The organism is Acrocarpospora pleiomorpha, assembly GCF_009687885.1.
Lineage (GTDB): Bacteria > Actinomycetota > Actinomycetes > Streptosporangiales > Streptosporangiaceae > Acrocarpospora > Acrocarpospora pleiomorpha.
In genome coordinates, this window is record NZ_BLAF01000031.1 from 67465 (window position 1) to 93409 (window position 25945).

At 69.3% G+C, this 25945-nt stretch carries 23 protein-coding genes and 2 pseudogenes; 12 read left to right on the forward strand and 13 right to left on the reverse strand.

Translation table 11 applies throughout. The annotated features are described in order from the left end of the window. The first annotated feature begins 5 nt into the window (after positions 1-5). The 6 genes from Aple_RS26645 (at position 6) to Aple_RS26670 (ending at position 4322) form a co-directional block, all read left to right on the forward strand. Positions 6-389 carry a VOC family protein gene (locus Aple_RS26645; RefSeq protein WP_246264792.1) on the forward strand — a complete coding sequence of 128 codons (384 nt, stop codon included), beginning with the start codon at positions 6-8 and terminating at the stop codon, positions 387-389. A gap of 196 nt (positions 390-585) precedes the next feature. Beyond that, positions 586-1503, forward strand: coding sequence for an SCO4651 family lipoprotein (locus tag Aple_RS26650; RefSeq protein ID WP_155347449.1), 918 nt, complete (start codon positions 586-588; stop codon positions 1501-1503). A gap of 74 nt (positions 1504-1577) precedes the next feature. Next, positions 1578-1868 (forward strand): hypothetical protein, encoded by a 291-nt coding sequence (locus Aple_RS26655; RefSeq protein WP_155347450.1) that lies wholly within the window; start codon positions 1578-1580, stop codon positions 1866-1868. A 38-nt stretch (positions 1869-1906) separates the two neighbouring features. Further along, positions 1907-2758, forward strand: a complete 852-nt coding sequence (locus Aple_RS26660) for an SPFH domain-containing protein (protein WP_155347451.1) — start codon at positions 1907-1909, stop codon at positions 2756-2758. Then, positions 2751-2930 carry a type II toxin-antitoxin system antitoxin gene (locus Aple_RS26665; RefSeq protein ID WP_155347452.1) on the forward strand — a complete coding sequence of 60 codons (180 nt, stop codon included), beginning with the start codon at positions 2751-2753 and terminating at the stop codon, positions 2928-2930. Before Aple_RS26660 ends, Aple_RS26665 begins: the two co-directional genes overlap by 8 nt. A gap of 57 nt (positions 2931-2987) precedes the next feature. After that, positions 2988-4322 (forward strand): amidase, encoded by a 1335-nt coding sequence (locus tag Aple_RS26670; protein WP_155347453.1) that lies wholly within the window; start codon positions 2988-2990, stop codon positions 4320-4322. Here Aple_RS26670 and Aple_RS26675 read toward each other — a convergent pair. From Aple_RS26675 to Aple_RS26700, 6 genes are read right to left on the reverse strand one after another with little or no spacing between them, the layout of a single operon-like run. Further along, the gene (locus Aple_RS26675; RefSeq protein WP_155347454.1) at positions 4319-4726 is read right to left on the reverse strand and encodes a GlcG/HbpS family heme-binding protein; all 408 of its coding nucleotides are present in this window, start codon (positions 4724-4726) and stop codon (positions 4319-4321) included. The genes Aple_RS26670 and Aple_RS26675 overlap by 4 nt on opposite strands. Before the next feature lie 20 nt (positions 4727-4746). Beyond that, positions 4747-5118, reverse strand: a complete 372-nt coding sequence (locus Aple_RS26680; RefSeq protein WP_218038514.1) for a glycerol dehydratase reactivase beta/small subunit family protein — start codon at positions 5116-5118, stop codon at positions 4747-4749. After that, a complete protein-coding gene (locus Aple_RS26685) occupies positions 5105-6961 on the reverse strand; it encodes a diol dehydratase reactivase subunit alpha (RefSeq protein WP_155347455.1) in 1857 nt (618 codons plus the stop codon). Before Aple_RS26685 ends, Aple_RS26680 begins: the two co-directional genes overlap by 14 nt. Next, on the reverse strand, positions 6958-7545 hold the full coding sequence (locus Aple_RS26690) for a propanediol/glycerol family dehydratase medium subunit (RefSeq protein ID WP_174889884.1): 588 nt from the start codon (positions 7543-7545) through the stop codon (positions 6958-6960). The genes Aple_RS26685 and Aple_RS26690 overlap by 4 nt, the downstream gene beginning before the upstream one ends. A 26-nt stretch (positions 7546-7571) precedes the next feature. Next, a complete protein-coding gene (locus Aple_RS26695) occupies positions 7572-9293 on the reverse strand; it encodes a propanediol/glycerol family dehydratase large subunit (protein WP_281361617.1) in 1722 nt (573 codons plus the stop codon). Continuing rightward, entirely contained in the window at positions 9290-9724 is a 435-nt protein-coding gene (locus Aple_RS26700; RefSeq protein ID WP_218038516.1) for a diol dehydratase small subunit, read from the reverse strand. Before Aple_RS26700 ends, Aple_RS26695 begins: the two co-directional genes overlap by 4 nt. Before the next feature lie 199 nt (positions 9725-9923). On the opposite strand from Aple_RS26700, the gene Aple_RS54710 reads away from it, so the two are divergent. After that, on the forward strand, positions 9924-10904 hold the full coding sequence (locus tag Aple_RS54710) for an MIP/aquaporin family protein (protein ID WP_155347456.1): 981 nt from the start codon (positions 9924-9926) through the stop codon (positions 10902-10904). 34 nt (positions 10905-10938) lie between these two features. Here Aple_RS54710 and Aple_RS56735 read toward each other — a convergent pair. After that, a pseudogene (locus Aple_RS56735) lies at positions 10939-12429 on the reverse strand (GAF domain-containing protein); the annotation flags it as partial. Positions 12430-12638: 209 nt separating this feature from the next. Between Aple_RS56735 and exaC the strand changes: the two are divergent. The 3 genes and pseudogenes from exaC to Aple_RS26725 all read left to right on the forward strand — a co-directional run bounded on the left by exaC (position 12639) and on the right by Aple_RS26725 (position 16572). Then, positions 12639-14162 carry an acetaldehyde dehydrogenase ExaC gene (gene exaC / locus Aple_RS26715; RefSeq protein WP_155347457.1) on the forward strand — a complete coding sequence of 508 codons (1524 nt, stop codon included), beginning with the start codon at positions 12639-12641 and terminating at the stop codon, positions 14160-14162. 69 nt (positions 14163-14231) lie between these two features. Continuing rightward, a pseudogene (locus tag Aple_RS26720) lies at positions 14232-14600 on the forward strand (DUF779 domain-containing protein); the annotation flags it as partial. 91 nt (positions 14601-14691) lie between these two features. Beyond that, complete coding sequence (locus tag Aple_RS26725; RefSeq protein WP_444978886.1) at positions 14692-16572, forward strand: propionyl-CoA synthetase; 1881 nt, start codon at positions 14692-14694, stop codon at positions 16570-16572. Between the two features lie 3 nt (positions 16573-16575). On the opposite strand, the gene Aple_RS26730 is transcribed toward Aple_RS26725, so the two are convergent. The 4 genes from Aple_RS26730 to Aple_RS26745 form a co-directional block, all read right to left on the reverse strand. Further along, the gene (locus Aple_RS26730; protein WP_155347459.1) at positions 16576-17442 is read right to left on the reverse strand and encodes an aldehyde dehydrogenase family protein; all 867 of its coding nucleotides are present in this window, start codon (positions 17440-17442) and stop codon (positions 16576-16578) included. After that, the gene (locus Aple_RS26735) at positions 17439-18854 is read right to left on the reverse strand and encodes an aldehyde dehydrogenase family protein (protein ID WP_155347460.1); all 1416 of its coding nucleotides are present in this window, start codon (positions 18852-18854) and stop codon (positions 17439-17441) included. The genes Aple_RS26730 and Aple_RS26735 overlap by 4 nt, the downstream gene beginning before the upstream one ends. Positions 18855-18857: 3 nt before the next feature. Then, the gene (gene deoC, locus Aple_RS26740; protein WP_155347461.1) at positions 18858-19796 is read right to left on the reverse strand and encodes a deoxyribose-phosphate aldolase; all 939 of its coding nucleotides are present in this window, start codon (positions 19794-19796) and stop codon (positions 18858-18860) included. A 138-nt stretch (positions 19797-19934) separates the two neighbouring features. Next, the gene (locus Aple_RS26745) at positions 19935-20861 is read right to left on the reverse strand and encodes a hypothetical protein (protein ID WP_155347462.1); all 927 of its coding nucleotides are present in this window, start codon (positions 20859-20861) and stop codon (positions 19935-19937) included. A gap of 161 nt (positions 20862-21022) precedes the next feature. Here Aple_RS26745 and Aple_RS26750 point away from each other — a divergent pair, with 161 nt between their 5' ends. Together Aple_RS26750 and Aple_RS26755 are read left to right on the forward strand one after the other, a co-directional pair. Next, complete coding sequence (locus tag Aple_RS26750; protein ID WP_155347463.1) at positions 21023-21190, forward strand: hypothetical protein; 168 nt, start codon at positions 21023-21025, stop codon at positions 21188-21190. A 123-nt stretch (positions 21191-21313) separates the two neighbouring features. Next, positions 21314-24172, forward strand: a complete 2859-nt coding sequence (locus tag Aple_RS26755; protein WP_155347464.1) for an ATP-binding protein — start codon at positions 21314-21316, stop codon at positions 24170-24172. Between the two features lie 248 nt (positions 24173-24420). Here Aple_RS26755 and Aple_RS26760 read toward each other — a convergent pair whose 3' ends face one another. Both Aple_RS26760 and Aple_RS26765 read right to left on the reverse strand, forming a co-directional pair. Beyond that, a complete protein-coding gene (locus Aple_RS26760; protein ID WP_155347465.1) occupies positions 24421-24987 on the reverse strand; it encodes a TMEM165/GDT1 family protein in 567 nt (188 codons plus the stop codon). Between the two features lie 195 nt (positions 24988-25182). Then, the coding region (locus tag Aple_RS26765) for a UDP-N-acetylmuramate dehydrogenase (protein ID WP_155347503.1) at positions 25183-25945 on the reverse strand (763 nt) is incomplete at its 5' end.

The following is a 25945-nucleotide window of genomic DNA, read 5'->3' on the forward strand; positions in this document are numbered from 1 at the left end:
CGCGCATGCGATCTCGAACGGCCGGGATGTGGTGGGGTGCCGCTATTGAAGCGCCCGATTCTGGTGCCTTGGCGCGGTTCTACTCTGAGTTGCTTGGTTGGCCTATCGGGCATGAAGAGCCGGGAACGGCGATTATCGCCGCCCCTCAGGGATCTATCTATCTGGTGTTTCAGCAGGCCGCCGATTACCGGGCCCCTGTCTGGCCGCCCGTTGACGGTGAGCAGCGCGCGATGATGCACTTCGACTTTCAGGTCGGGGACCTCGAATCCGCTGTCGCTGACGCGGTCGCGCTCGGAGCTTCGCTGGCCGTGGACCAACCGCAGGAGAACGTCCGGGTGCTTCTCGATCCGGCCGGTCACCCCTTCTGCCTCTGCCTCGATGAGGGCTAAGCCATAGAGGGCTGGACCGCCGTGGGCGCGGGCGGTGGTCCATGGTCAACACGTGGCCGTTACTCGGTCGACCACTCCAGCTTTGACGCAAAGTAATCGCCTGCGAACCCTCTGGAATCCGCATTTGGGGATATTTCGTCCGAAATCGGTACATAACGTTCTTTGGCAGGTCAATTTCGCCGGACCAGGGGGATACATGGGACAGGCTCGTCTTCGACTAGCCGCGCTCGGCGCCATGAGCGTGCTGGCCAGCGGCATCGGTGGGACCACAGCGTGGGCGGCCCCCACGCCGCCGGCACCGGACATGACCGAAAGTCCGCCTAGCGAAATGACGCCGTCGGAGGAGATGACGCCGTCGCCGACGGCGACCGAGGCCGACCCGACGACCGCACTGCGGCAGGCGCTGACCAAATCGGCGCAGGCAAGCAGCAGCACAGGCAAGTTCACCTTCGCCGCGGGCGACACCTCGGCCAACGGCACGTACCAGTACCAGGCCAAGCCGTCCGTCGTCTTTGAGGCCAAGGCGACCGACCTCACCCTGAAGGGTAAAGCCAGCTCCGCCAAACCCGAAGTGATCGTGAGCGGCGGCACCGCGTACGTCAATCCTGACGGCCTCGCCCAGGGCGCCCAGGGCCCGCCCTGGTGGAAGGTCGCCCTCAAGGACCTCAAGGGCCCGCACGGGCAGGCCATCGCCAAGATGTTCGACACCGCCACGGTCACCAACCCGGCCACCATCGAGAAGGTCGTCCACGCGTACGAGGACGTCAAGATGGTCGGCACGTCCGAAGTGGACGGCACGACCGTCACCCACTACACCGCCAACTACAACGTGGACCAGGCCAAGGCGGCCTTCGGCGTCGCATCCGCGAGCCCGATGGAGAGCCCGGGCGCCTCCGCCCTGGGCGTCCACGAACTCCGGTCCGACATCTGGGTCGACGAGCACGGCATGGTACGCAAAACCCGTTACCGCAACGAGGAAGGCCAGGAGCCCCAGTTCACCCTGACCTCGACGGTAACCGAGTATGACAAGCCGGTCTCGGTCCAGCCGCCACCGGCCGACCAGACCAAGCCGGTCACGCCGCAGATGCTCAAGCAGTTCGGCCTGGGCGGCTGACATCCACCGCAGAAGGTACGCCCCCGAGGGGGCGTGCCTTCGCCTTGCCGGGGCGGACCCGGCATGATCGCCGCATGAGTGAGTGGCGGGTTCTCGTCGAGGAGAACGTTGGGCGGTTCGACCGCAAGGAATGGCGGATCTCGGACATCTACGAGGTCGACGGAGGCCGGGAGGAGGCCAGGTCCATCGCGTACGAGCTGGCGATGCGGCATCAGCCGAAACATCCGGGAGTGGAGGCGGATCGGGCGGTCTATCGGATCAACGAGGACATGTGGCTGACCATGGTCATCGGGGCGACGTCACGGTTTCACTACCGGGTCACGGTGGCCGAACTTTTCGCGCGCGCGTCCACGGCGAAGGAGTGATAGCTTGGTGATATCACTTCAATAGCAAGGAGGAGCCGATGGAGCGACAGGCGTTCCGGGTCAACGGTTTCTGGGTGCTGCTGGCAATGGTCGTCGTGGCGGCGATCCTGGTGGCGGTCGTGCTACCCCGAGAAGACGTGACCGCCATCATCATCGGAGTCGTCGGGCTGGTCTTAATCGTCCTTCTGGCGACCGGTTTCACCGTGATCAACCCGAACGAGGCGAAGGTCGTCCAGTTCTTCGGCCGTTACGTGGGCTCGGTGAAGGACCCGGGCTTCCAGTTCGTCATCCCCCTGACGGACAAGCGCCGGGTCACTCTCCGCGTCCGCAACTTCGAAACCGCGAAACTCAAGGTCAACGACGCCGACGGCAGCCCCGTGGAGATCGCCGCGGTGGTCGTCTTCCGGGTGGTCGAGACCGCCAAGGCGTCGTTCTCGGTGGACAACTACGAGGAGTATGTGGCGATCCAGTCGGAAGCCGCCGTCCGCCACCTGGCCACCACCCATCCGTACGACTCGCACATCGAGGAGCGCACCAGCCTGCGCGACGGCGCCACCATCGCCGAAGAGCTGACCACGGAGCTGCGCGACCGCACGGAGCTGGCCGGGATCGAGATCATGGAGGCCAGGATCACCCACCTGGCCTACGCGCCGGAGATCGCCCAGGCGATGCTGGTCCGCCAGCAGGCCTCGCAGGTCGTCGCGGCCCGGCGGCAGATCGTGGAAGGCGCGGTCGGCATGGTCCAGCTGGCGCTGGACCGGCTGAGCGCGGAGCACGTGGTGGAGCTCGACGAGGAGCGCCGCGCGACGATGGTCTCCAACCTTCTGGTCGTGCTCTGCGGCGACCGCGCGGTCCAGCCGGTGGTGAACACCGGCAGCTTGTATGCCTGACGCCCGGCGCGAGCCGAAGAAACTGCTGCTGCGGCTCGACCCCGCCGTCCACGAGGCCATCGCCAAGTGGGCGGCGGACGACCTGCGAAGCGTGAACTCGCAAATCGAGTTCGCTCTGCGGCTCGCGCTCAAACAGGTGGGGCGCGGCCTCCGCGAACCCCGCGAGGAGTGATGCATCGGCTTGGTTACAAGGCTTCACACCGCCGGGGGGCGGGGTCAGACTCTGGGCATGTCGTGGGTCGGTCGTACCGCTGTGGAGATCGCTGAAGCCGTGCGGAACGGGAAGGCCACAGTGCCGGGGGTCGTGGCCGAACATCTCGCCGCCATCGAGGCGCGGGCGTCCGCGCTGGGAGCCTTCCGGAAGGTGCGGGGCGAGGAGGCCGTCCGGGAGGCGCAAGCCGTCCAGGTTCGAGGTGATCTCGCGGAGTTGCCGCTGGCCGGGGTGCCGGTCGCGGTCAAGGACAACATCGAGGTGGCGGGCGAGGCCACCCGCAACGGCTCCGCGGCCACGCCCGCCGAGCCCGCGACCGCGGACCATCCCGTGGTGGCCCGGCTGCGGCAGGCGGGCGCGGTGGTCGTCGCCCTCACCAACGTCCCCGAACTCAGCCTGGTCGCCTTCGCCGACAGCGTGTACGGCACAGCTCGCAACCCGTGGAACCTGGACAGAACGCCCGGTGGTTCGTCGGGCGGGAGCGCGGCGGCGGTGGCTGCCGGGCTCGTGCCTCTGGCGGTCGGCAACGACGGCCTCGGCTCGCTGCGCATTCCCGGCGCGTGCTGCGGCGTCGTCGCCATCAAGCCGGGTCTCGGCGTGGTTCCCGCGCCGACGCATGACTGGTTCGAGATGTGCGAGAACGGCCCGCTGACGACGACCGTCGCCGATGCCGCGCTCGCCCTCGGCGTCATGGCCGACGACGCCACGCTCGCTCCGCGGGCCATCGATCTGCGCATCGCGGTGGCGCCCAACCCGCTGCCCGTTGGCCTGTCCATCGACAACGAGTTCCAGCGCGCGGTCGAGGAGGCGGGACACGCCCTCCGCGAAGGCGGCCACACCGTGGTGCCCGGCCGCCGCCTGCCGCCCATCGTCGGCATGTCGTCAATCGTGACCTGGTACTCGTGCGCCGCCGAGGACTCTCAGGGCCTTCCCGCCGCCAAGCTGGAACGCCGGACCCGCACGCTGGCCGCCGCCGGTCGCACCCTCCGCACCCTCCACCTGGACGGCACCCGCACCCGGGACCGCTGGCGCGCCAACGGCGCCGACCTGTGGTTCGGCAACGCCGACGTCCTCCTCACCCCCACGCTCGCCCACATCCCCCCGAAAGCCCACCGCTGGGGGCGACGCGGCCTGACCAAGAACACCCTCCTCAACGTCGGCTACGCCCCCGTCACCGCCGCCTGGAACCTGGCCGGCTGGCCCGCCATGACCGTCCCGTACGGCCGCCACTCCACCGGCCTCCCCATCGGCATCCAGCTCATCGCACCCCCAGGCGCCGAACCCCAACTCCTGGGCCTGGCCACCCACCTGGAATCCACCCGCCCCTGGTCCCGCCACGCCCCCACGGCTTAAGTGAGAGCGTCGGCTCCGGCGTGGGCGACGGTCTGGTCCTGGTCCACGGTGCCCGCGCTCACGCCGACGGCGCCGACGACGTCGCCGTGGGAGTCGGTCAGGGGAACGCCACCGCCGAAGATGATCAGGCCGCCGTTGCTCACCTCGATGCCGTAGAGGGGCGAGCCGGGGGCGGCGGCCTTGCCCAGCTCCTCGGTGGTCATCTTCAGCAGCGCGGCGGTGCGGGCCTTCTTGACGGCGATGTCGATGCTGCCCAGAATCGCCCCGTCCTGGCGCGCGAACGCGATGAGATGCCCTCCGTCGTCGACGACGGCGACGTTCATCGGCTGCCCGATCTGGACTGCTTTCGCCAGGGCGGCGTCCAGGACCGTACGGGCATGGGCGAGGTTGAGTCGGGTGGCCACGATGGGTGCTCCTTCACTGATCATTTCTTGAACGCGATTCCGACGACGAGACGGGCCGCGTTGTGCCCCATGCGGCGGGCGGTGGACGGCGGACCGGCCATCACGGGCACGTCCGGCGGCAGCTTGGCGTGGTGCACGCACGTGTTGCCCGCCGCGTCCACCCCCACACCGACGCCAAGATGGGAGGCCAGGGCCGCCGCGTACGCCAGCTCCCGCGCCGTCGCGTGGTCCTGGCCGCGCTCCACGGGCTCGGCACGGAACGGTACGCCCTCTTCTTCCAGGCCCGCGCCTATCTCGCGCAGGCAGAGCCGGTTCGCCGGATCCGGGCGGTAGCGCACCACCACCGTGGGCCGGTCCCGTTTATCCCGGTCGCGGAGGTCACCCGAGAGCACGGTCCACCAACTCCCCGCGGAGACCGGCGTTCGCCGCGTAATGGGCGACCAGGCCGGTGGCGACCGCGTTGCGCGGGCCCTCGGTGCCGCGGACGTTGCCGGTGCCGCTGACGATGCCGAACTCGGCGACGGCCTGCGCGATCATGTCGGGGATCTCGAAGTCCAGCGCGGACCCGCCGAGCACCACCACGAAGCCGATCTCCCGGATGTTCCCCCGCGGCGCCACCTGCTCGAGGGCGCGAAGCGCGTTGACCACGAAGACCCGCTCCTTGGCGGCCCGGCGCACCTGGCGGATCTTCTCCATGGTGTGCCGGGCGGGGATGGGGTGCATGCCGGTGTCGGTGAGGACGAGGACGCGGGCGAAGGCGTCGGGGGGCAGCGGCTCGTCGAAGAAGCGGGCCGTGCCGTCTTCCATCCGGATGTGGAAGAAGCTTTCCGCCTTCGCCAGCGGGAACTTCTTGATCTCCTCGGCGAGCCCGGGGTTCTCCAGCCCGAGCTCGGAGTCGATCAGGCTGGTGACCAGGTCGCCCGCGCCGGCCAGATGCACCGACTCGACCCGGGCCTCGTCGGCGGCCACCGCCGCGTCGGTGGAGCCGCCGCCGAGATCCAGGATCGCGACCGGCAGGCCCGCGCCCGGGGTGGTCAGCGCGCCGAGCACCGCCATGTCGGCCTCGACGCCGCCGATCAGCACCGGCACCCCGAGCGCCACTCGCAACCGCGCGGCGAGCCGTTCCATCGGCCCCCGGCTGGTGCGCACCATCGCGGCCAGCGCGACCGCGTTCTCCAGCGCGAACTCGCCGGCGAGGCCCCCGGTGACCCGCTGCGGCACGAAGGTGTCGACGGCGAGCACGTCCTTGATCCGCACCTCGCCGACCGGCGTCGCGGTCAGCTCGGACATGGTGCCGCGAACCCGGGCGAGCATCCCGCCGACGTGGGTGCCGGGCTCGCCGGCCGCGTCAGCCAGGGGGCGCACCCCGCGCAGCGTCGCCATGATCTCCTCGGCCCCGGCGTCCACCTCGACCACGCGCCTGGCCGTCTCGCCGACCAGGGTCAGGCCGCCGGCGGGGATCCTGCGGTCGGTGATGTCCCCGGTGGGGGTGCGGACGACGACGGCCGAGCGGTTGCCGACCAGCGCGCGGGCCACCGCCGCGATCATGCGGGTCTGCTCCGGGTCGAGCTGGAACACGGTGGCGATTCCGTAGGAGTTGGACAGGGTGCGGATGGTACGGCCGGGCTCGGCTACCTCCACGGCGGCCGGCATGCCCAGCGGCACCTTGTCGACGAGCGTGACCTCGTCGACGACCGGGATCGCCCGGCACAGCCGGTTGGCGATCAGGTTGGCGTCGTCGCCGTGCACGATCGCGCCGGTGACCGGGACCCCGCGGGCGGTGGCGGCGTTGATTCCCTCGGCGGCCCGCTCGTAGTCGACGCCCGCCCCGACCACGCAGATCACCGGGCTTCCTGGAGCGCATCCGGGCAGGTCGGCGAGGCCCACGGTGGTCCCGACACCGAGCCCGGCCCCGCCCGGCGTGTCCGGGTTGTGGCCGATCATCGTGGACTCCGTGATGATCGTCTCGGTGATGGTCTCCATCGCCAGCCCGCTGATCACCGGGGTCGCCTCGTTGATCAGGATCGCGTGCAGGCCGGCCGGGTCGCGCCCGGCGGCCGCCAGGGCGTCGCGCACCGCCTCGACCACGCCCGCGACGTTCTCGGTGGTCCCCTTCACGCCTGACGTCCTGGCCAGCGCCCCGGCCAGATAGCCGATCCGGCCGTCCTCGTCGATCTCGGCGGCGCAGGCCTCGGTGGTCGAGTTGCCGATGTCGACCCCCACCACCAGGGTCACCGGATCAGGACCTCGAGGTCGACCGGCGCGGCGCCGGCGCGTACGAGCTCGGTCTCCTTGATGTGCAGCAGCGCCGCCTTGGCCTGCCAGCGAGGGCGCGCCATGTAGTCGTTGCGCGACGGCACCGGCTGCGGCGACTCACCCTTGGCGTAGCGCGCGGCGTTGCGGCCGACCTTGCGGAAGGTTTCCAGGTCCATCAGCGGCGCCTGCGGGAACAGCTCCAGGTTGGAGAGCCGGACCAGGTCCTTCTGGTGGATCATGGTGGTGCCGCGGGACAGGACGCCGACCGCGATGCCCGAGCCGGACAGCTTCGCCGCGGTGTGCGCGATGACCGCGAGGTCGGAGCTGCCGCGCACGCGGATGACGCGGGCGTGCACCCCCTCCTCCTCCACACCGGCCAGCAGCTCGCGCAGCACCTCGGCGTGCGGGATGTCGACGATCGTCCGCGAGAAGAGATCGCCGAAGGCGGGCGAGACGCCGATGACCACCTCGTCGGTGCGGCGGCCCGGCTGGGCCGGGCCCTTCTCCTGTAGCGTCAGGACGCGGTCACGCGTCGTCGTGGTGTCAGCCATCGTGTCAGCCATGGTCATTGCTCTCCTCGAAACGGGGCTCAGCCGACTTCCTGCTCCGGGTTCTGGGCGCTGACGACGTGCCGCAGTCGCTTCATCTCCTCCCACCGCTCGCCGCTCGGCCGGTATCCGCTGCCCGGGCCCGCGTAGTCGTTGGCGTCGTTGATGGCCGACAGAGTCGTCAGCTCGGGGGTCAGGATCGCCGACGTGTGCAGCAGGTCGCCGGAGATCCGCTGCTTGAGCACGCCCAGCAGCGCCTCGGCGATGTCCGGGAAGCCGCCGGCCTCCAGCCCCTTGACGATGTCGAGGCCGGTGACGCCGCGGTCCATGACCGACTGCGCCGCCTTGAGGTCTTCGAGCACGTCCCGGAGGGGCAGATCGTTGCTGCCGTGCGCGTACGTGACCGCCTCGATCTCCTTCTCGGTGATCGGCGGCAGGCCGAGGTAGGCGAACACGCCCTGCAGCGCCCGCGCGGCCCGTTCGCGGACGGCGAGGAGCTCGGCCTCGGGGACGTGCCGGAGCGCGCCGTCCACCTGGAGGTCCCGCTGGATGACATTCCAGTCGTCGTAGTCGTCGGTGTCGAGGTTGGAGCCGGCGAACATGTTGTCGTAATTGGGCACGGCGGAGTAGCCGGAGCAGACGAAGTCGGTGCCGGACAGCAACTGCGGGAGCAGCCGGGCGGTGCGGCGCATGTCGGAGTGGGAGAACGACTGGTCGTTGCCGGAAGCGCACTCCAGGTCGACGGTGCTGGCGATGAGGTTCTCCGCCAGCACCGCGCGGATGCCCGCGGGCACCGCGCCGGGCACGCCGATGCAGCTGATCGAACCGTTCTGCAGGCCCTGTACGCCGGCGCCCTTGGTGACCAGAATGCAGCGGATCTCCAGGTACAGCATGGACTTGCCCTCGGCGTAGCCCATCTGCACCTCGGACCCGGTGCCCGAGGTGAACCGCATCTTGATGCCGCGGGAGGCGTACGCGGAGGCGAGGAACGTCTTGGACCACGGGGTGTCGTCGCCGTCGCAGAAGACCGGCTCGGTGCCGTAGACGGAGATGGTCTCGGCGTACGCGGTGATCCCGCGCATGCCCAGCTCCAGTTCGGTGGCCTCCTCCAGCGCGCACTGGGTGAGCGCGCCCGGCTTCCCGGTCTGCGCGCCGACCTGCAGCGCGATGGCCACGAGGGGGGCGTACCGCACGACGCCGAGGGTGGTCTCCAGTTCGCGGAACCCACGCAGGGCGGCCTCGGCGGCGTCCGCGGCCACCTGGATCGGGTTGTCCCGCGCGCTGGTGGAGTGGGCCTGGTTGGCGGGGGTGCGCCGGGCCCGCATCTTCTGCAGGGCCATCATCATCTCGACCACGTTCATGGTCTTGACGACTTCGAGCAGCTTGGCCGGGGTCAGCCCGCACGACACCGCCAGGACCTCGCCGCGCGACGTCCTCGGGTCCACCAGCAGGTGCGCGATCTCGACCGGTGAGAGGGCCATCGCCCGCTCGGTGGCCTCGACGTCGATCGCGTGGTCGGCGATGAACTGGTCGAGGAAGTCGAAGTCGGCCCGTAGCTTGCCGTCCATCTCCACGATGACGCCGTCCTCCACGCGCACGCTCGGCCGCGGGTCGTACGGGCTGTCCATCGCCACCATGCCGACCTCGGGCCACTCCTCGACGAAGCCGTCGAGGTTGACCGGCCGGTTCTCCAGGACGCGGGTGCGCTCCGACTGCCGGGGGGCCGGCGGTATGGGGACGCCAGCCGCGCTCATCGTGCTCATTCGGTCTCACCTTTCGCGAGGACGCCGCGGCGCTCGTACACATCCGCGGCCTCGCGCACATGGCGGGCGCACAGCGTGGCGGCGTAGACGCGCTCCAGTTCGTCGGCGATGTCGATCAGCTGCTGCTTGGTGGAGGCGCGCGGCCGCAGCGCGTTGTAGATGGACAGGACCTTCTCGTCCGGCAGCGCGGTCAGTTCGGCGGCCCTGCGGAAGTTCTGCCCCAGCTGCGGCCTGCCAACGGAGTCCGCGATCCGCGCCTGGAGCCGCAGCGTTTCCGGCGTGATGCGGAGGTCCTCGGCGGTGATCTCGCCGGCCAGCACGGCCGCCATGGTGATGTCGTCGAGACGTTTGCCCGTCGGAGTCCTGAGCAGCTCCGGCCGGTTGGACGCCAGCGGATAGTCGCGCCGCGGATCGAGTTCAACGGAAGACACCAGCTCACACCTGTCCTTCAGCCGCACGGCCAGCAATGGGAGGAAACGTAAGAAAGGTTTCGTTGCAGTTGCGTTGCACGCTACCCGGAAACGCTGATGCAACCTTGAGCCGCTCACAGTGACGCAGCACACATCCCCGTGGATCATCCCCAATGTCGGCGTATCTCCCTGAACGCCGCGAAAACGCTAGGAGGATCTTGTGCTCGACATCACACCCCTGCGCGGCCGGCGCGGCCTGTCCCGCCTGGCCGGAGGCTACGGCGACCTGCTCGCCGAGTTCTTCGGGACGTTCGTGCTCATCGCGCTGGGCACGGGCAGCGTGGCGATGGCCGTGGCCGGGCTCCCCGCATCCGGGCGCACCAGCGCGCCCACCGTCTCCTTGCAAGGCGCGGGCGACTGGCTGCTCATCGCCTTTGGCTGGGCGTTCGCCGTGGCGTTCGCCGTCTACCTGGCGGGCGGGGTCAGCGGCGCCCACCTCAACCCGGCCGTCACGCTGGCGATGGCGGTGCGCCGACGCTTCCCCTGGCGGAAGGTGCCCGGATTCTGCGCGGCGCAGACGGCCGGCGCGTTCGCCGGAGCCGCCCTCGTCTTCGCGGTCTACCGTCCCGCGATCGACGCGTACGAGGCCGCGGCGCAGACCCCACGCGGCTCCGGCCAGGCAGTGGCCTCGTTCTCCATCTTCGCGACGTTCCCGGCGGGCTACTTCGACGGCTGGACCGGCCCGTTCCTCGACCAGGTCGTGGGGACCGCGCTCCTGCTGGTGGTGTTGCTCGCCCTGGTCGAGAGCCGCAGCCAGGCGGTATCGGCGAAACTCGGACCCCTGCTGATCGGGTTCGCGGTGGCCGCGCTCGGCATGTCCTTCGGCGCCAACGCCGGCTACGCGCTCAACCCCGCGCGGGATTTCGGCCCCCGGTTGTTCGCCTTCTTCGCCGGATGGGGCGACGTGGCCATCCCGGGGACGCTGACGAGCGACGGCCTCCAGTTCGCCAACTACCTGTGGATCCCCATCGTCGGCCCGATCGTCGGCGCCGTGCTCGGCGCCCTGCTGTACGACTTCTTCATCGGCGACGTCCTGCACGCGCGGCAGCAGACCCAGCAGCGGGCGGCACCCGAAGCGCGCGCGCCTCGACCGGACTACGCGGGTGAACCCGAGCTCTCCCGGACGCCACGCGACGGCTGATTCCCTCCGTGTCGTCGTCCTCCGTGAGCAGCCATGCGAGCCTGGCCGCGGCGACAGCCTGACGTGGATCGTGCGCGGGCAACCCGGCGACGAGGCGCTCGAACACTTCGATGTCCTCGCCGCCGGGCTCGCTCTGCCCGAACGTCCACAGCGCCTCGTGGTCGCGGGTGTCGAGGGCCGCGGATCGCAGCGCCGTGACCAGCTGGTCGCGTTCCGCCCTGATCGCCGGCGCCTCCGACCGGGCGAGCAGCGGGGCGTGCGCCGCCGCCACCGCGGCGCGGATGTCGCCCGAGCGCAGCGCGTCGCGCACGGTCAGGAAGTCGGCCTCGACCTCCGCCCGCAGCCGATACGGCTTGGCCGTCATCGCGGCCTGGCCGAGCTGGGCCCGGAGCCGGTGGATCTCGGCGCGCACCGTGGTCGGGTTGCCGTCGTCGCCGTAGAGCTGCAGGGCGAGCTGCTCGGCGGTCAGCCCGGCGGGGCGCAGCGCGAGCAGCGCCAGCAGCTCGGCGCGCCGCAGGGTGAGCGGCAGTTCCCGGCCGTCCAGCACCGCGACCGGCCAGTCGCCCAGGAACGACAGCGACAGCACGGGCCGCCGCGTCGCCGGCGACGCCGGGGTCGACCTCGGCATCCGGATCAGGTAGCCCTCGGACAGCGGCTCCACCAGCGCCTCGCGGCCGTCCGCGAGCAGCACCCGGTCGCTGCCGGGCTGGATGGGGAGCCGCGCGGGCCACGGCCTGCCGTACGGCTGCGCGGCGATCACCCGCCCCGTGGCGGTGAGCAGCGCGCCCGGTTCGCCGCGCAGGCCGAGCAGGTGGGGAAGGTGTTTCACCCGCAACCGCTCGTCCCGCATCTCCATCTGCCCGCGCAGATGGTTCTCCGCGAGCCGCGCGCTGGCGGAGACCAGGGTGACGACGGCGGGGTGCAGCTCGTGCAGCAGCCCGCTGATGTCGATCGCGCCGAGCACGCGCCCGGTGTCGGGGTCGTGGACGGGCGCGGCGGCGCAGGTCCAGGTGCGATAGGTGCGCACCAGGTGCTCGGCGGAGTAGATCTGCACCGGGGCGTCGACCGCGAGGGCGGTGCCCATCGCGTTGGTCCCGATGACCCCCTCCGCCCAGCTGGTGCCCTCGCACAACCCGACCGGGTCGGCGAGCCGGCACAGCTCGGCGGGCCCCTCCCGCCACAGGATGGTGCCGTCCGCGTCCGTGACGATCATGACGTACGCCGACTCGTCGGCGATGCTGACGAGCAGTTCGCGCAGCAGGGGCAGCACGTCGCGCAGCGGATGCGCGGAGCGCACGTCCCGTACGTCCTCCGGCTTGTACACCACCGGCGGGCGGAAATCCTCTGGATCGACCCGGGCCGCGAGGGAGCGCCGCCAGGAATCCAGGATCACCGAGCGGGGTGCGGTCCGCGCCCGGTCGCCGCTCAGCACGGCCTCGTGAACCTGCTGGAGCACCCGGAACTGCGCGGTGGGATCGGCTGACAGATCCATCGTGGTCGCGGCCTTCGCGTTCTCAGCGTCCATGGTCCACTCCGCGGCGACGTCGAGGGGGGCGGTGCGCCACCCGAGCGACGGGCCCCCGCAAGTGGTCTTGCTCACAGCAGCATGCCTCGCCGTTCCGGTGCGGACAAGGGCGGCACATCTCCCGTTTACGCCCGTGCAACGGGGCTGCAACCTTCAGATTTCTACCTTTTGCCGCATCTCGTCGGTCCAGGACCCAGGAGGGCGAACACATGGCGATATATGCGGCGCCAGGAGATCCGGGCAGTGTGGTTACGTTTCGGCCACGTTACGACCACTTCATCGGCGGAGAATACCTGCCGCCGGTCGGTGGTGAATATTTTGCGAACCCCACACCGGTCACAGGTGCGACGTTTACCGAGGTCGCCCGGGGAACCGCCGCGGACGTCGACCTGGCCGTGCGCGCCGCGGAGGGCGCCGCGGCCGCATGGGGCCGTACCTCGCCGGCGGAGCGCGCCCAGGTGCTGAACAAGATCGCCGACAGGATCGAGCAGAACCTGGAGGCCATCGCCGTCGCCGAGTCCTGGGAGAACGGCAAGCCGGTACGGGAGACCCTGGCCGCCGACATCCCGCTGGCCATCGACCACTTCCGCTACTTCGCCGGCGCGATCAGAGCGCAGGAGGGCGGCATCTCGCAGGTCGACGCCGACACCGTCGCCTACCACTTCCATGAGCCGCTCGGCGTGGTCGCACAGATCATCCCGTGGAACTTCCCGATCCTGATGGCCACCTGGAAGCTGGCCCCGGCGCTGGCCGCGGGCAACGCCGTGGTGCTCAAGCCGGCCGAGCAGACCCCGGCGTCGATCCACGTGCTGCTGGAGCTGATCGCCGATCTGATCCCGCCGGGCGTGCTCAACGTGGTGAACGGATTCGGCGTGGAAGCGGGCAAGCCGCTCGCGCAGCACAGCGGGATCAGGAAGGTGGCGTTCACCGGGGAGACCACCACCGGGCGGCTCATCATGCAGTACGCCAGCGAGAACATCGTCCCGGTCACCCTCGAACTGGGCGGCAAGAGCCCGAACATCTTCTTCGCCGACGTCGCGGACGCGCGGGACGCCTTCTACGACAAGGCGCAGGAGGGCTTCGCGATGTTCGCGCTGAACCAGGGCGAGGTGTGCACCTGCCCGTCCCGGGCGCTGATCCAGTCGTCCATCTACTCCTCGTTCCTGGCCGACGCCGTGGAGCGGGTGAAGAAGATCAAGCAGGGCAACCCGCTGGACACCGACACCATGATCGGCGCCCAGGCGTCCAACGACCAGCTGGAGAAGATCCTCTCCTACATCGACATCGGCAAGCAGGAAGGCGCGAAGATCCTCACCGGTGGCGAGCGGGTCGACCTCGGCGGCGAGCTGTCCGGCGGCTACTACGTCCAGCCGACCGTGTTCGAGGGCGACAACAAGATGCGTGTCTTCCAGGAGGAGATCTTCGGCCCGGTGGTCTCGGTGGCGAGGTTCGACGACTACGACGACGCCATCAAGACCGCCAACGACACCCTGTACGGCCTGGGCGCCGGGGTGTGGTCGCGCGACGGCAACACCGCCTACCGGGCCGGCCGGGACATCCAGGCGGGCCGGGTGTGGACGAACTGCTACCACGCCTACCCGGCGCACGCCGCGTTCGGTGGGTACAAACAGTCAGGTATCGGCCGAGAGAACCACAGGATGATGCTCGACCACTACCAGCAGACCAAGAACCTTCTGGTGTCATACTCGCAGAACGCCCAGGGATTCTTCTGATCGAGCAGTCCTCCGCACGAGGGGTGCCCAGGCCGCGCCCCTCGTGCGCCGAAGCAGGGAGCCTCGCCCATGGCAGTCAACCGGGTGGACGTCACCGCCGACGCGGCCGGCCTGCTGCGTCACCTCGCCGGCAAGCACGGCCCGCTCATGTTCCACCAGTCGGGCGGATGCTGCGACGGCAGCTCCCCCATGTGCTACCCGGCCGGAGAGTTCCGCACCGGGAACGCGGACGTGCGCCTCGGCGATCTCCGGGTGGACGGCGTCGGCGAGCCGATCGCGGTGTGGATGTCCGCGTCGCAGTTCGCGTACTGGAGGCACACCCACCTCACCATCGACGTGGTGCCGGGCCGCGGGAGCGGCTTCTCCCTGGAGGCCCCGGAGGGCGTGCGTTTCCTGATCCGCTCGCGGCTGTTCACCGACCGGGAGCTCGCCGAACTGGAAGCCACGGGCGTCATGGGACGCGCGGCTGCCGCGCTACCCTCGGCTGCCGACGGAGTGATGCGCCGGCTACGAACGACTGACGGGATCGATGATGGGTGACTACCAGGACGCCTACTCGGCGAGCATGAAAGATCCGGACGCCTTCTGGCTCACGGCGGCCGACGCGGTGACCTGGTCGCGCCGCCCCCAGCGTGGGCTGGACGCCGACCGCGCGCCGTTCTACCGCTGGTTTCCCGACGGCGAGCTGAACACCTGCTACAACGCGCTGGACCGGCACGTGGACGCGGGGCACGGGGATCGTCCCGCCCTGCTCTACGACTCGCCGGTGACCGGCGTGACCGCGCGGTACACCTATGCCGAGCTACGCGACCAGGTGGCGCGGTTCGCCGGAGCGCTGCGCGGGCTCGGCGTCGGCCGGGGCGACCGCGTGGTGATCTACATGCCGATGGTGCCCGAGGCGGTGATCGCGATGCTCGCCTGCGCCCGGCTGGGCGCGGTGCACTCGGTGGTGTTCGGCGGGTTCGCCCCGAAGGAACTGGCCGCCAGGATCGACGATGCCGCGCCGAAGGTGCTGGTGTGCGCCTCCTGCGGGATCGAGCCGAGCCGGGTCGTGGAGTACAAACCGATCGTGGACGAGGCGATCGCGGCCACGCCGCAGGCCCCGGAGAAGGTCGTGGTGCTCCAGCGGGACCGCGCGCGGGCCCGGATGGGCGAGCGCGACGTCGACTGGGACGAGCTGATGGCAGCGGCCGAACCGGTCAGCTGCGTCGATGTGGCGGCGACGGACCCGCTCTACATTCTCTACACGTCCGGCACCACGGGTAAGCCGAAGGGCGTGGTGCGTGACAACGGCGGTCACGCGGTCGCGCTGACCTGGTCGATGGCCAATGTCTACGACATCGGGCCGGGCGACGTGTGGTGGACCGCGTCGGACGTCGGGTGGGTCGTCGGACACTCCTACATCGTGTACGGACCGCTGCTGGCCGGCGCGACCACGGTGCTCTACGAGGGCAAGCCGGTGGGCACGCCGGACGCCGGCGCGTTCTGGCGAGTGATCTCCCAGTACGGCGTCAAGGCCCTGTTCACCGCCCCGACGGCGGTCCGGGCGATCAAGAAGGTCGACCCGGAGGGCGACGAGACGACGAAGCACGACCTGTCGGCGTTCCGTACCCTGTTCCTGGCCGGCGAGCGGCTCGACCCGGAGACCTACCGGTGGGCCTCGGCGAAGCTGGGCGTGCCGGTCGTGGACCACTGGTGGCAGACCGAGACCGGATGGGCCATCGCGGCGAACCTCCGCGGCCTGGAGCCGATGCCGATCAAGCCCGGCTCCCCCACCGTGCCGGTGCCCGGCTACGACGTGCGAATCCTGGACCAGCTGGGGCAGGAGGTGCCGCCGGGCGCCGAGGGCGCGATCTGCATCAGGCTGCCCCTGCCGCCCGGCACCCTGCCGACGCTGTGGGGCGACGACGAACGCTACCTTTCGTCGTACCTGTCCCACTTCCCCGGCTACTACCTGACCGGCGACGGCGGCCACGTCGACTCCGACGGCTACCTGTTCGTCATGGGCCGCACCGACGATGTGATCAACGTGGCCGGGCACCGCCTCTCCACCGGCTCCATGGAAGCCGTGCTGGCCGCGCACCCGGCGGTGGCCGAATGCGCGGTGATCGGCGTGCACGACTCGCTGAAGGGCCAGGTGCCGCGCGGCTTCGTGGTGCTGAAGGCCGGCGTGGACATGGCGCAGGAGACCCTTCAGGCGGAGCTCGTCGCGGCGGTGCGCCGCGACATCGGCCCGGTGGCCGCGTTCAAGGAGGTGGCGATCGTGGACGGCCTGCCGAAAACCCGATCCGGGAAGATCCTGCGCAAGTCGATGCGCGCGATCGCCGACGGCCACGACGAGCCCGTGCCCTCGACGATCGAGGACCCGGGCGTACTGGACGCGCTACGCCCTCACCTGCGCCGGGAGTGACGCTTAGACGCCGATCGGATGCCAGACGGTCTTGGTTTCCAGGAAGGTTGTCATGCGAGCGGTGCCCGGATCGCTCAGCCAGTCCACGGGCGTCGTGGGAGGCCGAAGCACTCGTTTCAGGTTTTCCGCGGATATTTCCTCGCAGGAGACGGCGAGTTCGGGAGCGGCGCCCGTGAGGTCGATGGCGTTGACATCCATGTGGCCGGCCAACCAGGGCGCGACCTCCTCCGCTCTGCCGGTGAGGATGTTGACCACACCGCCGGGAAGGTCGGAGGTGGCGAGCACCTCGGCGAGGGTGATCGACGGCAGGGGGGCACGCTCCGACGCGACGACCACGCAGGTGTTCCCGGTAACGATCACGGGCGCGATGACGCTGATCAGCCCGAGCAGCGGCCCGGCCGGCGGAGCGACGATCGCCACCACGCCCATGGGCTCGGTCGACGAGAGGTTGAAGTAGGGCCCCGCGACCGGGTTGGCCGAGCCGCGGATGGCGCCGATCTTGTCGGACCACCCGGCGTACCAGACCAGGCGGTCGACGGCGGCGTCCACGAGTTCGGTGGCCTTCTTGGTCGAGACGCCGTCCGCGGCGACGAGTTCGGCGGCGAACTGCGCGCGGCGGCTTTCCAGCATTTCGGCGATCCGGTAGATCACCTGCCCCCGGTTGTACGCGGTGGCGCCGGACCAGCCCGCGAACGCCTTCCGGGCGGCTACCACGGCATCCCGGGCGTCCTTGCGAGACGCCTTGGACGCGTTGGCCAGGAATTCGCCCTTGGAGGAGGTCACGACATAGGACCTTCCGCTCTCCGATCGGGGAAACGCACCGCCGATGAACAGTTTGTACGTCTTGCGAACCGACAGCCGCTCACTCATCGAAGGTATGCCTCCAGCCCATGACGCCCGCCCTCGCGGCCGTACCCGGATTCCTTGTAACCGCCGAACGGCGACGCCGGATCGAACCGGTTGAACGTGTTGGACCAGACGACCCCGGCCCGCAGCCGATCCGCCGTCCACAACATCAGTGACGCCTTTTCCGTCCACACCCCGGCGGACAGCCCGAACGGCGTGTTGTTCGCCTTTTCCACAGCTTCTCCGGGCGTACGGAACGTCAGCACCGACAGCACCGGCCCGAAGATCTCCTCCCGGGCGATGCGATGCGACTGCGCGACCCCGGTGAAGATGGTCGGCGGGAACCAGAACCCCCGATCGGGGATCGTGCACGCCGGAGACCACCGTTCGGCGCCCTCCTGTTCCCCCATGTCGGACAGTTCCCGGATCTTGGCCAGCTGATCGGCCGAATTGATCGCCCCGATATCGGTGTTCTTGTCCAGCGGATCGCCCATCCGCAGGGTGCCGAGCCGCCGCTTCAGCGAAGCCAGCAACTCATCCACGATCGACTCCTGGACCAGCAGCCGGGACCCGGCGCAGCACACGTGCCCCTGGTTGAAGAAGATCCCGTTCACGATCCCCTCGACCGCCTGATCGAGCGCCGCGTCCTCGTACACGATGTTGGCGGCTTTCCCCCCGAGTTCGAGGGTCACCTTCTTCCCGGTGCCCGCCACCGACCGCGCGATCAGGCGTCCGACCTCGGTCGATCCGGTGAACGCGACTTTGTCGACATCCGGGTGGTTCACCACAGCCGCGCCGGTTTCGCCCGCCCCGGTCACGATATTGACGACGCCGGGGGGCAAATCCGCCTGCTGGCAGATCTCCGCGAACAGCAACGCCGTCAGCGGGGTCGTTTCGGCGGGTTTGAGTACGACGGTGTTCCCGCAGGCCAGCGCGGGCGCGATCTTCCAGGCCAGCATGAGCAGAGGGAAGTTCCACGGGATGACCTGGCCCGCGACGCCGAGGGGGCGGGTGCCGTACCCGGCGTATTCGAGTTTGTCCGCCCAGCCCGCGTAGTAGAAGAAGTGCGCGGCGACCAGGGGCAGGTCGACGTCGCGGGATTCGCGGATCGGTTTGCCGTTGTCCAGGGACTCCAGGACGGCCAGTTCGCGGGCGCGTTCCTGGATGATTCTGGCGATCCTGAACAGGTATTTGGCGCGTTCGGCGCCGGGCATCGCCGACCAGGTGCTGAACGCCTTGCGGGCGGCCTGGACGGCCAGGTCCACGTCGGCGGCCGAGGCGGCGGCGATCTCGGCGAGTTTCTCCTCCGAGGCCGGGTTGATCGTCTTGAACGCCGATCCCGACCCGTCCACGAACTCGCCGTTGACGAACAGCCCGTAGGACGGCTTGATGTCGACGACATCGCGCGACTCGGGCGCTGGTGCGTACTCGAACATCCTTTAGTCCAATGTGAAGTAGTCGGGGCCGGAGTAGCGTCCGGTGTCCTGCTTCTGCCGCTGCATGAGCAGGTCGTTGAGGACCGACGAGGCGCCGAGCCGGAACCAGTCCGGATGCAGCCAGCCGTCGCCGGCGGTCTCGTTGACCAGCACCAGCATCTTGATCGCGTCCTTGGTGGTCCGGATACCGCCGGCGGGTTTCACGCCGACCTTGCGCCCGGTGGTGGCGAGGAAGTCCCGAACCGCCTCCAGCATCACCAGCGTCACCGGCAGCGTGGCCGCGGGCTGCACCTTCCCCGTGGAGGTCTTGATGAAGTCGCCCCCCGCCAGCATGGCCAGCCACGACGCCCGCCGCACATTGTCGTACGTGGCGAGTTCCCCGGTCTCCAGGATCACCTTCAGATGCGCGTCCCCGCAGGCGGCCTTGATCGCGACGATCTCCTCGAACACCTTCAGATAGTCACCGGCCAGGAATGCCCCCCGATCGATGACCATGTCCACCTCGTGGGCCCCCGCCGCGACCGCCAGCGCCGTGTCGGTGACCTTCACCTCCAGCGACGACCGCCCGCTGGGAAACGCCGTCGCGACGCTGGCCACCTTCACCCCGGAACCCCGCACCGCCTGTACGGCTTCCGCCACCAGATCCGGATAGACACAGACCGCGGCTACCCGGGGAACGTCCGGATTGCTGGGATCGGGATGGACTGCTTTGGCGCACATCGCCCGCACCTTGCCCGGGGTGTCCGCGCCTTCGAGTGTGGTCAGGTCCACCATCGAGATGGCCAGGTCGATCGCCTGCCGCTTGGCGGTGGTCTTGATGGACCGGGTGCCCAGCATGGCGGCGCGGGCGTCCGCGCCCACCTTGTCGACACCGGGCAGCCCGTGCAGGAACCCGCGCAGGGCAGCGTTCGACGAAGCGACGTCGGTCGTCAGAGTTGACACCCCCCTAGCATCGCCGACCAGGACGAACGACTCCAAACCGGCTCGCCCCCGGCGCCCTAGGCCCCAAACGCATCACCGCAGGTCAGACGGGAGAGAAGGAACAGCCCGCCGATCCTGCGCCCGAATCTTTGGCACATCTCACGGGGCGGACAGCACATACTGCCCAGCCGCATCCTCCGCGATGGCCCACATCCTGCCCGCCCCCTGCGCAAGCCCCTTCAGCTCAGCCTGCGGCACCGGACTCGACTGCCGCATCCACCGCCCGTTCCGCAGGTGAACCAGATAACCCCGCTCAGCCATCCACACCCCGCCGGCGCCATCCGCCATGGCATGCGTGTAGGCACCCCCCTCCAGTCGCCGCTTCATCTGACTCCACGCACTGCCGTTCCACCGCAGAACCACCCCTTCCGCCTTGGTCACGGAGCCGACCGCATACGCCTCCGTGGGCGACAAAGCGACAATGTCATTGATCTCGATCGGCCCGCCGGGCGCGGCGATGGCAGTCCACCTCGAGCCGTTCCAATGCTGGAAACGGGTGACCCGATCGATGCTGCTCACCGCCCACACATCCGAGGACCCGGTCGCGGCATACGCGGTGACCGGCCAGGGCATCGTGACCTTCCGCCAGGCACGGCCGTTCCAGCGCCACGACACATCCCGCATCCCGGCATCCGTCCACTGCAACCCGGAAGCCCAGACATCGCCGGGCCCGGCGACGACCGCCTCGGTCACATGCGCGTCCAGCGCCCCCAGCGGCTGATCCGTCCACCCCCGCCCGGTCCACCGCCCGGCCACAACCCCCGCAGGACCATCCGCGAACCGCCACATCTCCCGCCCGCGCCCCACAATCAGGTACGGCTCGCCGTCCTCCCCCCAAACCCGGCCATCCCAGCGCAGCGCGGTAGCGCCGGCCCGTACCACCCAGAGATCGGAAGCCCCCGCCGCCACCCCCTCAAGCGGCGTCGAAGCGGCCGCAGGCATAACCCGGAAGACCCGCCACTTAGCTGCTTTCACCTGCGGAGACAGCAGGGTCAGCAACACCGAGAAGATCGTTAGAGAGATCACGGAGCTTCATGCTGACGCGTCTAAGGCGGGGATACGGCGTGCCTTAGGGCGGCCTAGGCCAAAGGTTCGGCAAGAGATAGGGCATCCGCCTGATGTGGGCCTGGGGGCCTTAGCCCGAATCTTGAGTATGTAAGGAAAAAGCGAATCAAGGAGAACCTCAAATGGGTCCCGAACTGCACTACCAGCTGATCATCAACCGAGTCGCCGAGCTCCACGAGGAGGCCAGCAGCCACCGTCGGGCACGCGAGGCGCAGGCGTCGAGGAAGGCCCACCAGCGGAGCGCGAGTCGCCGCCACCGCGCCGGGCTCGGCAAGTCTCGCACCTCATGACAACCGTATGCATGCCCGGCCGGAACCTCCCTCCCGGCCGGGCATGTAAGGCCCCTCCATAGTCGTGAAACGGGTGATTCCACCCGCAGAAAAATGGGGCGAACAGCCCATAGAAGGCATGACATGCTGGACAACATGGTGGGTCGAGCGGTTAGCCCCGTCTTCGTGGGACGGGTGGCGGAGCTGACGTTCCTGGCCGAAATATTCGACCAGGCACGCAAGCAGGCCGCCGCCGCGGTGTTACTTGGCGGGGAGGCCGGGGTGGGCAAGACCCGCCTCGTGAGCCGGTTCGCCGAACAGGCCGAACAGGACGGCGCCCACGTGATCGCCGGCGGCTGCGTCGAACTTTCCACCGAAGGCCTCGCCTACGCGCCGTTCACCGCGGCGCTGCGCCAGCTCGTCCGGGAGATGGGCGCCGCCGACGTGGCCGCGATGCTGCCCGAAGGCGCCGCCCGCGACCTGGCCCGGCTGCTGCCCGAATTCGGGGAGCCGAGCGGGGACACCGAGAGCGAAACCGCCAGGGCGCGGCTGTTCGAGCAGATCCTCACCTTGCTGGAGCGGCTGGCGGAGCGGCGGCCGGTGATCCTCGTCATCGAGGACATCCACTGGGCCGATCGATCCAGCCGCGATCTCATCGCGTTCCTCAGCCGGAACATGCGCGCCGTTCCGCTGCTGATGGTCATGACGTACCGGTCGGACGAGTTGAACCGCACCCATCCGCTCCGGCCGGTGCTGGCCGAACTGGCCAGAGTCGACGGCGTCTCCCGGGTGGAGGTGCCCCGGCTGACCCAGGACGAGGTGGCCGAGCAGATGGCCGGCATCCTCGGCCGGACCCCGGAGTTCGCCCGGGTGGGCAAGGTGTTCGAGCGCACCGAGGGCGTGCCGCTGTTCGTCGAGGCGATGGTCGAGTGCGACGGCGACTACTCCTTCCCCGAATCGCTGCAGGATCTGATACTCAGCTCGGTGGAGCGGCTGCCGGAGGAGACCCAGCGGGTGCTCCGGATCGCGGCCGCGGGCGGGATCCGGGTCGGGCACGAGTTGCTGGCCAGGGTCAGCGGCCTGTCCGACGTCGACCTGGAGAACGCGCTCCGGCCCGCCGTGGCGGGCAACGTGATGCAGGTCGCGGACGGTGGGGCGTACGCGTTCCGGCATGCGCTGATTCGCGAAGCCGTACACGAGGAGTTGTTGCCTGGGGAGCACGCCCGCATGCACGCGCGGTATGCCGAGGCGATCGACCAGGATCGTAGCCTGGTGCCGCCGGGGCGGGCGGCCATCGAGATGGCGCACCACTGGTTCTCCGCGCGGGACGATCTGTGGGCGCTGGTGTCGGCGTGGGAGGCGTCGGGGAAGGCGGCCAACGCTTTCGCGTACACCGAGCAGATCCAGTTGCTGGAACGGGTTCTGACCTTGTGGGACAAGGTGCCGGACGCGGCTGAGCGGATCGACGCCGACCATACGACCGTGCTGGAACGGGCGTCCGAGGCCGCGTATCTCGCCGCTGACATCGATGGGTGTATGAAGTTCGCGAAAGGCGCGCTCAGCGAGCTTGACGAGGCTGTCGCGCCGGAGCGGGTGGCCGCGCTTCTGGTCCGGCTGGTCAACTGCAAGGTCCAGAAGGGCAAGGACGGGACCCTTGAGGACCTGCGGAAAGCCGAACGGCTGGTGCCGCTGCCCAGTGAGACGCGGGCGATGGTGCTGTCCCGGCTGGGGACGCTGCTCATGCTCGGGGATCATGTGGTCGAGGGAACCGCCGTCACCCAGGAAGCGCTGCGGGTCGCGCGCTCGATCGGGGACGAATGCCAGGAAGCCGACCTGCTCATCAATCTCGCGCTCGGCCACTCCATCTCCGGCGACCTGCACTCCACGCTGTCCACCAACCGCCGCGCCCAGGCCATCGGTGCGCAGCACAAATCCGGGCGTGTCGTCCTGCGCGCGCTGGCTAACAATGTGGACGCGTTGGAGAATCTCGGGCGGTCGGAGGACGCTGTCGAGTTGGCCGTCGAGGGCGAGAAACTGGCCAAGGAATACGGTCGGTACCGGGATCAGGGCGTTTTCATCGCCAACAACCGCGCGGAAGCCCTGGAATCTCTGGGCCGGTGGGATGAAGCGCTCGCCGTCATCAAGCGTGCGTTGACCATGGATCCGTCGGTGCGCAACCGCTGGCATCTCACCCGGACTCGAGCCGGGATCCTGCTGGCGCGGGGTGAGGCGGATACCGCTAAGGACGATCTCGTGGAAATCGGGGCGCTTTCCGGGCGGTGGAAGGAGTGGACCCAGGAGTGGACGCAGAACACCCGGCTCACGCTCGGGTGGCATCTGCTGGTTGGCGATCCCATGACCGCGCTCGACAAGGCCGAGAGCGCGCTCATCGATCCGCCGTGGTCGCGTAAGGCCATGCTCGGCTGGCGGCTGCTGGCCCAGATCTACCGGGTCACCGACGCCGCCGCTCCCGTCAGCCCCGATCGTGCTGACGCGCTTCGTGCCCGCGCGGCCGATCTGGCTACCAGCATGAACACCGATGGGCCGGTCAGCGAGATGTTCCGCCTGGAGTGTTTCGGGGATTTCATCGGCGCCGCCGAGGGCTGGCTGCACCTCAACCGCCCCTACGCCCGGGCCAAGGCCCTCTTCCATGCCGCCGCCACGGCCACCAACCGCGACTTGATCAACGAGTGGCTCCGCGAAGCCAGAACCATCGCCGTCGACCTCGCCGCCGTCCCGCTGGTCACTCACATCGACCTGCTCGCGCGTCGTGCGGGCATCTCCCTCACCGAGGCCCCCGAGGAACCGGCCCTCCTCACCCCCCGCGAACTGGAAGTCCTCCGCCTGGTAGCCGAAGGCCGCTCCAACCGCGACATCGCCAGCCAACTCTCCATCTCCGCCAAAACGGCCAGCGTCCACGTCTCCAACATCATCGCCAAACTGGGCGTCTCCACCCGAGGCGAAGCCACCGCCGCCGCCCACCGCCTCGCCTTGCTGAGCTGACCGAGGACGCCTTCGGCGAAGGACGGCGACACCGCCCGGCCCTGCTGAACCGATCGGAGAACGGCTTCGGCGACGAATATGGCGAAGCCCACCGGCGCCGCGCACCGCCTCGCCTGCTGACCAAGGGACGACTTCGGCGACAAAGCTGGCGAACACCGCCGCCCCAGCCAAACTGATCAGAGACAGCCTCGGCGACGAACGTGGCGAAGGCCACCGCCGCCGGGGCACTCCTCGCCCTGCTGAGCTGATCAGAGGATGGCTTCGGTGATGAGGATGACGCCGAAGGTGGCGAAGGCGGCGGATGCGCCGTATTTGATGAATTTTTCGGGGAGGTGGGTGCCGAGGAGGCGGCCGACCACGATGGCCAGGGCGTCGGCGGCGACCATGCCGACCGTGGAGCCGATCCAGGTGGCGAGCCAGCCATGTTGGGTGGCGAGGGTGATGGTGGCGAGCATGGTCTTGTCGCCCAGTTCGCTGAGGAAGAAGGCGACGGTTACCGCGACAAGGACGGATTTGGTGGCCTGTTGAGCTTTGCGGGCTTCGTCGGCGGTCAGTTCGTCGCCGCGGAGGGTCCAGAGGGCGAAACCGAGGAAGGCGATGCCGGCGGCGATGGAGATGGCCGTGGTCGGAAGCGTGTCGCCGAGGAAGCCGCCAAGAGCGACGCTGAGCAGGTGGACGATCGTGGTGGCCAGGGTGATGCCCGCGAGAACCGGCAACGGCCGAAAGCGGCTGGCGAAGGTCAACGCCATGAGCTGGCTTTTGTCGCCGAGTTCGGCCACGAAAATCACAATGAGGGAGATCCAGAACGCTTCCACGCGGAGGTGGCCTTCCCGTTCACAGCAACCGGACCGCGTTTCCACTGGGGCATGACTTCGGTCCGGCAGCTTGGTATCGCTGTCGGACCGAAGGTCTCGTCCGCCACGAGGGCCCCGGGACCGGACGCGTAGCGCGTCAGTATGTCGATCGCCGGATTCTGGACTACTCCCCTTCGGGTTTTTCACTCTAGCCCATCACAGGCGCACACCTACCATGACCGGTTCGTTCACTAATGTGACCCCGAACTTCTCCCGCACCCCGTCCCGGACCTCCCGAGCCAGCGCCAGCAGCTCCTCCGCGCTCGCCGCCCCCGTCGGATTGGTGAGCGCGAGCGTGTGCTTGGTAGAGATCCGTACCGATCCGCGCTCGTACCCCTTCGGGAACCCCGCGTTCTCGATCAACCACGCCGCCGGAACCTTGACCCGCTCCCCCGGCATGTCCCACCGCGGAAACTCCGGCGCCCGCAACTCAAGCTCCGCCGCCTCGGCCGTACTCAAAATGGGATTGGTGAAGAACGACCCCGCACTGATCGTGTCCGGATCGTCCGCATCCAGCACCATGCCCTTCCCCCGCCGCAACCCCAGCACCGCCGCCCGCACCTCCGCCAACGGCACCCGAGCCCCCAACTCGACCCCCAACGCCAAAGCCAGCTCTTTGTACGCCACCGGCCCCGACAACCCGGACTCGGCAAGATCGTAGGTAACCGCCAGAACGAGATGCCGTCCCTGATCCCCCTTGAACGCACTGTCCCGATAGGCGAACCCACACGCCGCCGCCGGCAAATCCCGCGTCTCCCTGGCAACTCGGTCGTACACCCGCACCGACGAGATCGTCTGCGCGACCTCCTGCCCGTACGCCCCCACGTTCTGAATCGGCGTCGACCCGACAAGCCCCGGAATACCCGACAGGCACTCAATCCCGGACAATCCCTCGGCCACGCACCGCGCGACCAGCCCG